This is a genomic window from Parahoeflea olei, from assembly GCF_001703635.1.
In the GTDB taxonomy this organism is placed as follows: domain Bacteria; phylum Pseudomonadota; class Alphaproteobacteria; order Rhizobiales; family Rhizobiaceae; genus Hoeflea; species Hoeflea olei.
This window is the reverse complement of sequence record NZ_LQZT01000018.1, coordinates 22676-36069: the sequence shown is the minus strand read 5'-3', so window position 1 is coordinate 36069 and position 13394 is coordinate 22676. Positions and strand designations below refer to the sequence as shown.

8 protein-coding genes are annotated in these 13394 nt (G+C 64.6%); 3 read left to right on the top strand and 5 right to left on the bottom strand.

The genetic code is table 11. From position 1 onward, the window contains the following. Positions 1-209: 209 nt before the first annotated feature. On the bottom strand, positions 210-734 hold the full coding sequence (locus AWJ14_RS21935) for a helix-turn-helix domain-containing protein (RefSeq protein ID WP_083220232.1): 525 nt from the start codon (positions 732-734) through the stop codon (positions 210-212). Between the two features lie 548 nt (positions 735-1282). Further along, positions 1283-2671 (bottom strand): MATE family efflux transporter, encoded by a 1389-nt coding sequence (locus AWJ14_RS12530; protein ID WP_066179494.1) that lies wholly within the window; start codon positions 2669-2671, stop codon positions 1283-1285. Between the two features lie 261 nt (positions 2672-2932). On the opposite strand from AWJ14_RS12530, the gene AWJ14_RS12525 reads away from it, so the two are divergent. After that, positions 2933-4255 carry a mechanosensitive ion channel family protein gene (locus tag AWJ14_RS12525; protein ID WP_083220234.1) on the top strand — a complete coding sequence of 441 codons (1323 nt, stop codon included), beginning with the start codon at positions 2933-2935 and terminating at the stop codon, positions 4253-4255. A gap of 51 nt (positions 4256-4306) precedes the next feature. Here the strand turns inward: AWJ14_RS12525 and AWJ14_RS22840 are convergent, their stop codons facing one another. Then, positions 4307-6502, bottom strand: a complete 2196-nt coding sequence (locus tag AWJ14_RS22840) for a methyl-accepting chemotaxis protein (RefSeq protein ID WP_066179491.1) — start codon at positions 6500-6502, stop codon at positions 4307-4309. A gap of 274 nt (positions 6503-6776) precedes the next feature. Next, on the bottom strand, positions 6777-7691 hold the full coding sequence (ypfJ, locus tag AWJ14_RS12515; RefSeq protein ID WP_066179486.1) for a KPN_02809 family neutral zinc metallopeptidase: 915 nt from the start codon (positions 7689-7691) through the stop codon (positions 6777-6779). 408 nt (positions 7692-8099) lie between these two features. Here ypfJ and AWJ14_RS12510 point away from each other — a divergent pair, with 408 nt between their 5' ends. Continuing rightward, positions 8100-8411: a hypothetical protein gene (locus AWJ14_RS12510; RefSeq protein ID WP_210183536.1), complete on the top strand. Its 312-nt coding sequence runs from the start codon at positions 8100-8102 to the stop codon at positions 8409-8411. Positions 8412-8416: 5 nt separating this feature from the next. Here the strand turns inward: AWJ14_RS12510 and AWJ14_RS12505 are convergent, their stop codons facing one another. Continuing rightward, entirely contained in the window at positions 8417-9487 is a 1071-nt protein-coding gene (locus tag AWJ14_RS12505) for a phosphatase PAP2 family protein (RefSeq protein ID WP_066179473.1), read from the bottom strand. Positions 9488-9892: 405 nt separating this feature from the next. Between AWJ14_RS12505 and carB the strand changes: the two genes are divergently transcribed. Then, entirely contained in the window at positions 9893-13384 is a 3492-nt protein-coding gene (gene carB / locus AWJ14_RS12500) for a carbamoyl-phosphate synthase large subunit (RefSeq protein WP_066179469.1), read from the top strand. Positions 13385-13394: the final 10 nt, after the last annotated feature.

Genomic DNA, 13394 nt, shown 5'->3' with positions numbered 1-13394 from the left:
CGAAACTTCTTCAAGGCTGCAGGCTATGAGGCACAATAGATGCGACACGCTTTAGGCTCGCAGCATGTAGTTCATTGGCGTTGGATTCCAGCAGGTCGCTAAATGATTTATCCGCTCGCCCACATTCGCGTGCCCAAGCCATGACGCAGCCAAGCGCGAAACCGTCTTCACCAGCAGTACCGCATTCGTCGATGAAACAGAGGATGCGTTTATTCTGTGCCGCCATCGCTTTGTTCCCTCCTGGTTCGGGCATTCGCGCGGGCGTTCGGCTTTTCCGTCAGCTTGCGGGCTGCCTGTCTTTCTTTGCGTTCCTCTTCAAAATCCGGTTCCATTTCTTTAAGCTTTTTTACCAGCCCGTTGAGGTGGTATGTATTCGCTCCAAAGTCGCCCGCCACAGTGACGCGCTGTTCCCGCATCACCAAGCCTCGCTCTTCAAGCGCTTTGACATTGATCCTCAGCGTTTGTTCGGTAATCCCAATTCGCCCAGCAAGTTCACGCTTGGATGGAAACGGCGGGCGTTCAGGGTTGATCCAATAGCTCAGAAGTTGAGCGATAATATTAAGTTGCGTCGCGTTGATACCCAGCCGCTTTTGCCCTCGCAGGAGAATATTCGGAATCCCCGTATACCCATGCGACAACACTCTCGTACCAAAGATGCGTTCGGTCGAAGACTTTTGTGGCCTCGGTTTGGGCTGCGTTCTGGTTTTGGTCGTGCTTGTCGTTGACTTAGCCATATCGGGCCTCCTTGCCATTTCATTTACGGAGGCTTGAGCAGAGTCTCAATGGCTTCACCGCGCCTTCGGGTGGTGACTTTTTCACCCCACCTGAATTACGGTATACCGCTTATCGAACACTTGCGATGTTCGAATCTCGATGCTTAGCGGTAAGGAATCAAACCACAGGTGGGATTGGAATTCCACCATACCTGTGGGATTGGATTTACGTCAACGCAACAAGCAAAAACCTCCGCTTTCTTGCCGCTTTGACTATGCGGCTTTAGATTAATCTTCGAACCAACACAGGTCAAAATTCAGTCCAGCCCATGTATTGTCTTACATGAATATCCCATTGTGACCACTATCAGCACCAAAACAGCATCAATGATCTGAAGTCCGTGCGTTGTTGAATGTCTGCTCCCGAAGTAGGCCCGCTGCGCTTTGCCACCAGCATCAAAAGTCCACTCCCCGCCCCAAGCCGACCCAGGCGCGGCCACTATCCCCTTCCAGAACCCGGCCTCAAAGCCAGCTACCGCCCGGGCTAACCCCGCCCCAGAGCCCGCCACTCAAGCCTTGGCGACATCCAGAAACCGGTCCCGGTTCGCGAATCTGAGGTTCAGCAGCACCGCCGCCACGCCGAGGCCCAGCGCGAGGCCGGCCCAGATGCCGGGGCCACCATAGCCGAGGCCGAAGCCGAAGCCATAGGCGGCCGAAAGCCCGATCGGCCAGTAGCTCACCACAGCGATGAACATCGGGATGCGGGTGTCCTTGATGCCGCGCAACAGGCCCGCCGCGATCGCCTGGATGGCGTCGACGATCTGGAAGGCTGCCGCCACCAAGAGCAGCGGCACAGCCACGGAAATGAGCTCGGCCGCATCCGGGTTGGCATTGTCGACGAACAGGCCGACCAGCGTCTCCGGCATGAACCAGAACAGGCTGGCGGCAGCCAGGGAAATCAGCACCGACAACCCCATCACCGTGTGCGCGGCGCGCGCGAGTTCCGCCATGTCGCCACGGCCATAGGCCTGGCCCACGCGCACGGTGGCCGCGTGCGAGAGGCCGAGCGGCACCATGAAGCTGATCGAGGCCAGCTGGATGGCGATGCCGTGGGCGGCAAGCGAGACGGTGCCGAGCCAGCCCATCATCAGCGACGCCGCCATGAACAGCCCGACCTCGGCCAGGATGGTGAAGCCGATCGGCACGCCGAGCCGGAACACCTCGAAGAAGGCCGGCCATTCCGGCCGCCAGAAGCGCTGGAACAGCCGGTATTCGAGATGGCGCGGATGCAGCGTCGCCCAGCCGGCCATGATCAGGAAGATCACGGCGGAGCTGACCACCGAGGCGATGGCTGCGCCGCGCACGCCCATTTCGGGCGCGCCGAAGGCGCCGAAAATCAGGATGTAGTTGAGGACACCGTTGACCAGTGTGCCGATCAGCGCCGACCACAGCACGATGCCCGCCCGCGAGCGCGCGGCGAAGAACGACCTGAGCGCCATCATCATCAGCGCCGGGAACATGCCCCATTGCGCAATGCGGATATAGTCGCTGGCAAGGGCGGCGAGTTCGGGCTTCTGGCCGACCGCGATCAGGATCGCCTCGAGCTGCCACAGGAACGGCATCACCACCGCCGCGTAGATGAGCAGGATCCACATCCCCATCCGCACCGAGCGGCGCACATGGGTGGGATCGTTGCGCCCTTCGGCCTGGGCGGCGAGCGGCAGGATGGCGCTCGCGAAGCCGACGCCGAAAATATAGACGATGAAGAAGGCCTGCGAGCCGAGCACGGTGGCCGCAAGCTCCTCGGTGCCGTACCAGCCGAGCATGACGACGTCGGTGGTGGCAATCGCGATCTGCGCGATCTGGGTGCCCACCAGCGGCAGGCCCAGCGCCAAAGTGGCGCGCACATGGGTGCCCCAGCTCCGGGGTTCCCGTGTCGGCATGCTCAGAGTGTCCATCGCCTCCTCCTCATCCGGTCTCAACCGGCTTCAACCGGCCTGAACCGGCCTGCACTGGCAAGCCGCTTATGCCCGCGCGCGGCAGGGCTGGCAAGGCTCTCTGCGGGGCTCCGCACGACGCGAAGACGGCGACTGTGCCGCAAATGCCATGGCACCGCTGCGCGGGCGCCGCACACGCACCAGTCGCCGCACTGCACGGCCGCGGGCGGCAGCCGGATATCCGTCCTTCTCAAAATGCCCGTTCGCTTCCATAATGGCACGATGGAGACCTTGGACCTTCCCGCCCTGTGGCAGAATTTGCTGGCATTGATCGAGGACGGGAAGATCTATTTCGCCCAGCCCTGGACCTACTACCAGATCGCCATCGTGGCAGGCTGCTATCTGGTCGCCTGGCTGATCTCGCTCAAGGTCGAACCCTGGCTCGAGGACCGCGCCCGCGCCATCAAGGGCAAGCCGGGCCTGCTCAGGGTCATCATCGCCTTCATGCGGCGGATCAATTGGGTGTTTTTCCTGGCATTCCTGGCGATCGCGCGGCTGATATTGCTGGAAATGACCTGGCCGTCGCGCACCTATCTGCTGGCGCTTGCGCTGGCGCTCGGCTCCGCCTGGCTCGCCATCGCCGTGTCGAGCCGCATCATCCACAACAAGACGCTGGCGCGGCTGATCGCCTTCTCCATTTTCATCTATGTGGCGCTCGGCATTCTCGACCTGCGGCCCGAAATGGCCGGTTTTCTCGACCGCCTCGCGCTGCAGGTGGGCGATCTGCGGATTTCGGCGCTGTTCGTGCTGCGCACCGCGGTGGTGACCGTCGGGCTCCTGTGGCTCGCCAATCTGCTCGGCACCTTTTTGGACGCCCGCATCGCCGCGATCGGCGATCTCTCGCCCTCCTTCAAGGTGCTGGCGGGCAAGATGGTCAAGATCGCGCTGATCGTCGTGGCCGGCATGATGGCGCTGTCATCGACCGGCATCGACCTGACGGCGCTGACGGTGTTCTCCGGCGCGGTCGGCGTGGGCCTGGGCTTCGGCCTGCAGAAGGTGGTTTCCAACTTCATTTCCGGCGTCATCATCCTGATGGACCGCTCGATCAAGCCCGGCGACACGATCACGCTCGGCGAGACATTCGGCTGGATCCGCGAATTGCGCGCCCGCTTCGTCTCGGTGATCACCCGCGACGGACGCGAATACCTGATCCCGAACGAGGATTTCATCACCCAGCGGGTGGTCAACTGGTCGTTTTCGGACAAGCTGGTGCGGCTCGACGTCGATTTCGGCGTCTCCTATGACAGCGACCCCCATGAGGTGTCCCGGCTGGCGATCGCCGCGGCCGGTTCGGTCGAGCGGGTGCTGACCGACCGCGCCCCGGTCTGCTGGATGACCGCCTTCGGCGCCTCCTCGCTCGATTTCCGGCTGCGCTTCTGGATCTCCGATCCGCAGGCGGGGCTTACCAATGTGCGCGGCAAGGTGCTGCTCGCGCTGTGGGACAGCTTCAAGGAAAACGGTATCAGCATCCCCTTCCCGCACCGCGAGATCGTCCTGCGATCGCCGGTGGAAGTGGTCAGCCGCGACGCGCCCGACGCCGAGTGAGCGCCGCCCGCTGACGCGGAGGAGACCGGTCAGGCGGCCGATCCCCCAGGCTCAGAATTCATCCCATTGCTCGGCGAGGGCCGCCGAACCGTGGGTCGCGAAGACCGGACGGGCCGGCTGCTGCGCCCGCGCGGCGGCTTTCGGCGCGGCGGCGCCCCGGAGCGAGGCCTGTCCGTGGCCCGCGTCCAGCCCGGCGATCCGGAACCGCTGCACCAGCGACGACAAGGCCGAAGCCTCGTCCGACAGGCGGTGGGTGAGCGCGGTGGTTTCCTCGACCATGGCCGCATTCTGCTGGGTCACCTGATCCATCTGGCTCACGGCGGAACTGACCTCCTGGAGGCCCGAGGACTGCTCCCTGGCCGCCGTCGCGATCGAATGGATATGTTCGTTGATGTCGCTGACCTGGCCGGCAATGGTGGCGAGCGCTTCGCCGGTTGCCTTGACCAGGTCCACCCCGCTTTCCACGGCTTCGGTCGATTTGCTGATCAGGCCCTTGATTTCCTTGGCGGCCGTGGCCGAGCGCTGCGCCAGTTCGCGCACTTCCTGGGCGACCACCGCAAAGCCCCGGCCCGCCTCGCCGGCGCGCGCCGCCTCGACCCCGGCATTGAGCGCGAGAAGATTGGTCTGGAAGGCGATCTCGTCGATCACGCCGATGATCTTGGAGATCTCGTCGGAGGCAGTCTTGATGTTGCCCATGGCATCGACCGCGTCGGAGACCACCCGTGTCGAGGCGTCGCTCGCGGATTTGGCGTCGGCCACCTTGCGGTTGGCGTCCTGGGCCCGGTTCGACGAACTCGTGACGGTGGCATTGATCTCTTCGAGCGCGGCGGAACTTTCCTCGAGCGCAGCGGCCTGGCGTTCGGTCCGCCCGGAGAGTTCCTGCACCGCCGAGAGCATTTCCATCGAATTGGAGGTGATGTTGTCGGTGTTGATCCGCACCTTCTTGAGCGTTTCGCTGAGGCTCACGACCGAGGAGTTGAAGGAGGTGCGCAGATTGTCGAGTTCGCCGGCGAACGGCTCGGCGATGGTCGAGGTCAGGTCGCCCTTGGCGAGCCGGCCGAGGGCCGCGTCCAGCGCGCCGATGGCGGTTTCCAGATTGCGCTTGCGTTCGAGGTCGCGCCGGGCTTCCTCGGCGATGCGCTCGTTTTCGATGGCCTGGCGTGCCCGGGCCTCCTCCTGTTCGCGCAGCGCCTTCTCGACCGCCAGCGCCTGGCAGGCCTCGAATGCGGTGGCGATGGCGCCGATCTCGTCCCTGCGCTCCTTGCCCTCGATCTCCACCCCGGTCTCTCCGCGGGCGAGCGCCTGCAGGGCTGCGACGGTGGCAGCCAGCGGCTTGCCGACCGAGCGCGCGACCAGCACGGCAACGATGCCCATCAGCACGACGGCAACGAGCGTGACGCCGAGCACCACCTGGAACACCGTTTGCTTGGCGGCAGCCAGCTCGCTGGCGGTGGCGTCGCGGCGCTCGAGCAGGAACTCGCCGATCTTGGCCAGCACCGGTTCGATCCGCTCATAGAGCGCCGACAACTCGCGGCGCAGCGCGCGCTCCTCGAGCGTCGCATCGGCGAAGGCATGGAAATCCGCCTGATAGGTGTCGATCAGCCCGACAATCGCGTCGCGGGTGGCGGCAGTGCCGAACATTGCCATCGGAAACTGCTTGAATTCGGCGACGCGCGCGTCGAGGCTCGCCACGTATTTTTCATCGACGCGGGCGATGAAATCCTTCTCATGGCGCCGCATCATCAGCATCTTGACGGTGAGTTCCGGATGTTCGAGCTTTTCCAGCTCGCCTTCCGCCGCCTTCACCGCCTTGCGCAGCGAGCCCTGCAAGCCGCTCTCCTCGTCGAGACCGAGCAGCCGCTTCTTCTCCTGAAGCGCGTCAAAGCCGGTGACATAACCCGCGAAGCCCGACTGCAGCGTGTCGAGCTCGGGGCCGAGTTCGGCGGGAAACACCTCGGCCATCCGGTCGTGAAGTTGCCCGATCAGGTCGGCAACCTGCGTGGAGACCTCATTGTGCCGGGCGACATCGGCCTCGTTGGCCCGCAGCAGAAAATCCTTCTCCGCCCGGCGCGCCTGCAGCAGCCCATTCTCGATGTCGCGGTCGAGATTGTAGATGCTCAGCATCCGGTCCATGTCGGCACGATATCGCTGGTCGACGGTGTTGCCGAAATAGAAGATCGATCCGACCAGCAGCATCCCGATGATGGCGAGCGGAGCGAGAAGGAAAATGCGCGTCTTCAGTGTCATGATGGGATTACCTGCTGGGCGTGGGCTTGCAGACCTCTCATCGGTCTTCCGAACAGGCATCATGCCAGGGCCGCTCCCGTTTGCAGAAGCGAGCGGCCGCGGACAAGCAGATTGTTCAGTCGCCCTTTAGGAAGGCTTAATATACGAAAGCAGGGATTGGGGTACCGGCAGCCTTGCGCCGCACGCGCCGGCGCAAGCTGGGGAGGCCATGCGCATTCGCGCGGCGCAGGCGGGCGTGCCCCGGGGCCCGCCCGCCAGGCAGGGGCGTTGCCGGTTACACCGGGTTGTTGAAGGTGTCGCAGGCAGCCAGCCGGCCGGAATCGAAACCGCGGGCAAACCATTCCTTGCGCTGCGCGGAAGTGCCGTGGTTGAAACTCTCGGGCACCACATAGCCCTGGGTGCGCCGCTGCAGCGTGTCGTCGCCGATCTGCTGCGCCGCGTTCAAGGCCTCCTCCAGGTCGCCGCTCTCGAGCAGTCCCTTCTGAGCCGTGAAGTGGCCCCAGATGCCGGCAAAGCAATCGGCCTGGAGTTCGACCCGGATCGACATCTTGTTGACCTCGGACTGGCTCATCGACGACCGCATCTGGTTGAATTTGGGCAGGACCCCGATCAGGTTCTGCACATGGTGGCCGACCTCGTGCGCCAGCACATAGGCCTGGGCGAAATCGCCCGATGCATGAAAACGCTGCGCCAGCTCGTCGTAGAACGACAGGTCGATATAGAGCTTCTGGTCGCCCGGGCAGTAGAACGGCCCGGTTGCGGCGCTGGCATTGCCGCAGGCGGACCGAACCGCGCCCGAGAACAGCACCAGCGTGGGCTCGGGATATTCCAGCCCCTGGGACTTCATGATGCCGTTCCAGACATCCTCCGTCTCGGCCAGCACGGTGGCGACGAACTGGGTCATCTCGTCCTTGCGGGCCTCGGTGATCCGGGGCGATGACGGCGAGGATTGTTCGCTCGCCACCCCGCCGGGGTCCGCCCCCAGGATCTGCAGCGGATCGATGCCGATCAGCTTGAGCACGAGAAAGATCACGCCCAGGAACACGATGGTCTTGAAGCTCATGCCGGAGACGCGCATGCCGCCCGACGGCAGCCGCATCCCGCCCCGGCCGAAGGGATTGCCGCCACGGGGCGACACGCCGCGGCGGTCCTCGATATTGCCGCTCTGACGGCGTCCCTTCCAGTCCATGTGCAAGTTCTCCCGGCAGATTCGGCGCAGATGCCTCTCTTGTTGTAGGGGCCACCGGGGTGAGTTTCAACACCCCGCTTCTCCGGATGGCCGCGGTGCTTGAGCGTTTCCCGCTTGACAAGCGCGGCACACTGATCAGGCTCGGCGTGCAGCTTCACCATGGGCTTAAAGGTCGCCTGCCGCGGCAGGATCTGCTCAGGATGCGGGTTGCAGCGCCGAGACCGCGCCGGCCGGCAGGTCGGTCGCGCGCACCGCAAGGCCAATGCGGCAGCGGCACGTGCGCCGAAAGGGCCGCACCGGTAAGTGACGTCGAAACGGCCGCAGCATCGCGGCGGGAAAGAAGAAGGCGACCATGGGGCACGAGGCATGAGCTTGGGGCAAAACCGGACGGGCCGTCTGGCGGGCGCCGTGACACTGGCTCTCGCGGCGCTGCCCGGTGTCGTGGCATCACCCGCGCTCGCGGCCAATGCGGCGGCCAAGCGCGGAGAGCGGGTGATCGAGGAATGGTGCCGCGATTGCCATGTCCGCGACGGCAGCCCGCAGACGCCCGACATGGCGCCGCCCTTTGCCGCCATCGTCGCGGTGCCCGGGCGCGACCGCGACTGGTTCGAGGACTTCCTGGAAGCCGACCATTTTCCGATGACGACCTTCCGCCTGTTCGAGCACGAGAAGGCGGACGTGGTGGAATGGCTGCTGGATTTGCAGCGCAAGCGGCCCTGAGCGGGTCAGGCGTTCACCGGCACCAGGCTTGCGCATTGCGCCGGTTCAGCCGCACGGGTTCTTTGCAGCAACTGCCGGGTCGCATGATAGGCGGCCACCACCAGCAGGATCGAGACATAGCCGTCGATCGCGTAGTGCCAGCCCAGATACACCGAACTCGCGAGCACGAACCCGACATAGGCGAAGGCGACGATGCCCCAGCGGCGCGACCAGGCGCCGAGAAAACAGGCATTCATGGTGATCAGGCCGACATGCACGCTCGGAAAGGCCGAGATCCCGCCCCCGAGCCCCGGCCTGCCGGCTTCGTGCAGCTCCCACAGATAGGTCTGGAACTTGGCTGCCGAGTTGACCGCGTCGCTCTGGTGCAGAAAGGCCACCAACTCGCCAAAGCGCGCGTGATCCCCGGTGACGGCTCCGTAGAAGGCGGGCCCCGCCGACAGGAACAGGCCGGCGAGCACATTGCCGAGACCGATCCACACCAGCAGGAACATGATCAGATAGTGGGTGCGCACCCGGTCGCCCCGCGGCGAGGTGAGCACGAAGAACAAGGCGCCGAAACAGATGAGATGCCAGAACACGTTGTAATTGATCTCGACGACCGTGCGCACCAGCGGAACTTCCGCGACAGCGTAGAGATAGCGCCACGGAGCGTGGCCGAAATGCACGAACCGGTCGATGTCGGCGAGCAGGTGGTCGTAGGGAAACCCATGGTACAGCGAAGCGAAGGAAATCTTCACGGAGGTGAAGGTGCCCTGGAACACGGGGATGGCAAGCAGCACCACAAGCCCCGCCGCGAACGCCGAGAGGCGCCGGGACGAGAAGGTCCGTTTGAAGGCAAGCAGCCTGCGGTCGTTGAAGCGGTGAATGACATAGGCGAAATCGAACAGGATCGCCATTGCCGGCATCACTCCGAAAAACGTGAACGCAGCGGGGCCGATGTAATTGGCATAGGCGAGCTGAGACGTCTGGCCGAGCGCAAACAGGTAGCCGAGCGCGAGAAGTGTGTAAGTCAGCACCGCACCGCAAAACCATGCATCGCCACGCAACCGTTGGCCCAGCTGAGACAGAAATACCATCTGTGAAAATCCTCAAACACCCGAAGCATGCCCGTGGGGTGACGCTAAGCCTGAAGCACGCGGATTAACGATTGGTAACGGCAGCGGCGGACGCCATGGCCGAGCGCCGAAATCCCGCCCCGGCCTTCCGCCCATCCGTTGCGCGGACGGATCGGCAGGCAACAACGCGGTTGAGGGTGACGGCGTACCGAGCGGGCCGATGCAGCGCGTGTCGCCCGAGGCACGAAATCCCCTCTTCACTTTCCCCTTAACAAAGCCGCATTGGGGGTTCCCTCACGGCATCCATTTCCCTATAAGCCGCCTCTAGCCTTAGAACTTGCGCATCGCGTCTCCCGGAGATCGGTTTCCGGCGGGGCCTTTTCGCGCGAAGCCGCACGCAACGCCCGCACACAAGGGACCCGGACCATGCCAAAACGCACCGATATCAAGTCGATCCTCATCATCGGTGCGGGGCCGATCGTCATCGGGCAGGCCTGCGAATTCGACTATTCCGGCACGCAAGCGGTCAAGGCGCTGAAGGAGGAAGGCTACCGGGTGATCCTGGTCAACTCCAACCCCGCCACCATCATGACCGACCCGGGCCTGGCCGACGCCACCTATATCGAGCCGATCACGCCCGAGGTGGTGGCCAAGATCATCGCCCGCGAACGCCCCGACGCGCTGCTGCCGACCATGGGCGGCCAGACCGCGCTCAACACCGCGCTGTCGCTCAAGCGCATGGGCGTGCTCGAGCGCTACAATGTCGAGATGATCGGCGCCAAGCCGGAAGCCATCGACATGGCGGAGGACCGCGCGCTGTTCCGCGAGGCGATGTCGCGCATCGGGCTCGAAACCCCGCGCTCGTTCCTCGCCAACGCCACCGAGATCAAGGACGCCGACCGCAAGCTGCACGAGGCCGAGCGCAAGGGCCTGCGCGAGCGGCTGTCGGGCGACGAGCTGGACGCGGCACTCGACGCGCTCGAGAACACCTGGAACCTGGGCGAATCCGACCGCAAGCAGCGCTACATGAGCCATGCCATGGCGCAGGCCGCGACCGCGCTCGACCAGATCGGCCTGCCCGCCATCATCCGCCCCTCGTTTACCATGGGCGGCACCGGCGGCGGCATCGCCTACAACCGCTCGGAATTCTTCGACATCATCGAGCGCGGGCTCGACGCCTCGCCCACCACCGAAGTGCTGATCGAGGAATCGGTGCTCGGCTGGAAGGAATACGAGATGGAGGTCGTGCGCGACCGCGCCGACAACTGCATCATCATCTGCTCGATCGAGAACATCGACCCGATGGGCGTGCATACCGGCGATTCCATCACCGTCGCCCCGGCGCTGACGCTGACCGACAAGGAATACCAGATCATGCGCAACGCCTCGCTGGCGGTGCTGCGCGAGATCGGCGTGGAAACCGGCGGCTCCAACGTGCAGTTCGCGGTCAACCCCACTGACGGCCGGCTGGTGGTGATCGAGATGAACCCGCGCGTGTCGCGCTCCTCCGCGCTCGCCTCGAAGGCCACCGGCTTCCCGATCGCCAAGGTCGCGGCCAAGCTCGCCGTCGGCTACACGCTCGACGAACTCGACAACGACATCACGCAAGGCGCAACCCCCGCCTCGTTCGAACCCTCGATCGACTATGTGGTGACCAAGATCCCGCGCTTCGCCTTCGAGAAATTCCCCGGCGCCGAACCGCTTCTGACCACGGCGATGAAATCGGTGGGTGAAGTCATGGCCATCGGCCGCAGCTTCCCCGAAAGCCTGCAGAAGGCGCTGCGCGGCCTCGAAACCGGCCTCACCGGGCTGGACGAGATCGAGATCCCGGGCTTGGGCGAAGGCGACGACGAAAACGCCATCAAGGCCGCCATCGGCACGCCGACGCCGGACCGTCTCCGGATGGTCGCGCAGGCGCTGCGTCTCGGCATGAGCGCCGCCGACGTGCACGCGATCTGCAAGATCGACCCCTGGTTCCTGGCGCAGATCGAGGAGATCATCGCCATGGAAGCGCGTATCCGCGCCCACGGCATCCCCACCGACGCGGAAAACCTGCGGCTCGTCAAATCCATGGGCTTCTCCGACGCCCGGCTCGCCTCGCTCACCGGCAAGCGCAGCCACGAAGTGGCCAAGGCGCGGCATGCGCTGGGCGTGCGCCCGGTCTACAAGCGCATCGACACCTGCGCGGCCGAGTTCGCCTCGCCCACCGCCTATATGTATTCGACCTACGAGACGCCGTTTGCCGGCCTGCCCGCCTGCGAGGCCCGCGTGTCCGACCGGCAGAAGGTCGTGATCCTCGGTGGCGGCCCGAACCGCATCGGCCAGGGCATCGAGTTCGACTATTGCTGCTGCCACGCCGCCTTTGCGCTGAAAGACGCGGGCTACGAGGCGATCATGGTCAACTGCAACCCGGAAACCGTGTCGACCGACTACGACACCTCCGACCGTCTCTATTTCGAACCGCTGACCGACGAGGACGTGCTCGAGATCCTGACCAAGGAGAAGGAAAAGGGCACGCTCAAGGGCGTGATCGTGCAGTTCGGCGGCCAGACGCCCTTGAAGCTCGCCGATGCGCTCGAAAAGGCCGGCATCCCGATCCTCGGCACCGCGCCCGACATGATCGACCTCGCCGAGGACCGCGACCGGTTCCAGAAGCTTCTCCACAAGCTCGACCTGATCCAGCCCAACAACGGCATCGCCTACTCGGTGGAACAGGCCCGCCTGGTGGCGGCCGAAATCGGCTTCCCGCTGGTGGTGCGCCCCTCCTACGTGCTCGGCGGCCGCGCCATGCAGATCATCCGCGACGAGACCGGCCTGTCCAATTACCTGCTCGGCACCGTGCCGGAACTCGTGCCCGAAGAGATCAAGGCGCGCTACCCGAACGACAAGACCGGCCAGATCAACACCCTGCTCGGCACCAATCCGCTGCTGTTCGACAGCTACCTGACCAATGCCATCGAAGTCGATGTCGACTGCCTGTGCGACGGCACCGACGTCAATGTCACCGGCATCATGGAGCATATCGAGGAAGCCGGGATCCACTCGGGCGACAGTGCCTGCTCGCTGCCCGTGCACACGCTGTCGGCGGAGATGGTCGACCGGCTCGAGGCGCAGACCGTGGCGCTCGCCCGTGCGCTCAATGTCGGCGGACTGATGAACGTGCAATACGCCATCAAGGACGACGTGATCCACGTGCTCGAAGTCAATCCGCGCGCCTCGCGCACGGTGCCGTTCGTGGCCAAGACCGTGGGCTCGCCGATCGCCAAGGTGGCGGCCCGGATCATGGCCGGCGAAAAGCTCGGCACGGCGTTCGCGGCCTATGGCGACGTTCCCGATCATCGCAAGCTCACCCATATCGCGGTCAAGGAAGCCGTGTTCCCGTTCGCGAAATTCCCTGGCGTCGACACCCTGCTCGGCCCGGAAATGCGCTCGACCGGCGAGGTGATGGGGCTCGACCGCGACTATTCGCTTGCCTTCGCCAAGGCGCAGCTCGGCGCCGGCGTCGACCTGCCGCGCTCAGGCACCGTGTTCGTCTCGGTACGCGACGAGGACAAGCCGCGCGTGGTGGAATCGATCCGCATCCTGACCGGCGCGGGTTTCAAGGTGATGGCCACCTCCGGCACCGCCGACTTCCTCAAGGGCGAAGGCTTCGAGGTCGAGCGCGTCAACAAGGTGCTCGAAGGCCGCCCGCATATCGAGGACGCGATCCGGAACCGGCAGGTGCATCTGGTGATCAACACCACCGAGGGCGCCAAGACGATCTCGGATTCGAAATCGCTGCGCCGCGCCGCGCTGATGCAGAAGGTGCCCTACTTCACCACCATGGCCGGCAGCCTGTCGGCCGCCCAGGCGATCGCCGCGCTCAAGGCCGGCAATCTCGAGGTGCACCCGCTGCAGAGCTATTTCCCGGCCGCGTAAAACCTGCGCC

What these genes read in the sequence shown, in the direction of transcription:
- AWJ14_RS21935 (WP_083220232.1), bottom strand. Translation starts at nt 734, where the DNA reads ATGGCTAAGTCAACGACAAGCACGACCAAAACCAGAACGCAGCCCAAA.
- AWJ14_RS12530 (WP_066179494.1), bottom strand. Translation starts at nt 2,671, where the DNA reads ATGGACACTCTGAGCATGCCGACACGGGAACCCCGGAGCTGGGGCACC.
- AWJ14_RS12525 (WP_083220234.1), top strand. Translation starts at nt 2,933, where the DNA reads ATGGAGACCTTGGACCTTCCCGCCCTGTGGCAGAATTTGCTGGCATTG.
- AWJ14_RS22840 (WP_066179491.1), bottom strand. Translation starts at nt 6,502, where the DNA reads ATGACACTGAAGACGCGCATTTTCCTTCTCGCTCCGCTCGCCATCATC.
- ypfJ (WP_066179486.1), bottom strand. Translation starts at nt 7,691, where the DNA reads ATGGACTGGAAGGGACGCCGTCAGAGCGGCAATATCGAGGACCGCCGC.
- AWJ14_RS12505 (WP_066179473.1), bottom strand. Translation starts at nt 9,487, where the DNA reads ATGGTATTTCTGTCTCAGCTGGGCCAACGGTTGCGTGGCGATGCATGG.
- carB (WP_066179469.1), top strand. Translation starts at nt 9,893, where the DNA reads ATGCCAAAACGCACCGATATCAAGTCGATCCTCATCATCGGTGCGGGG.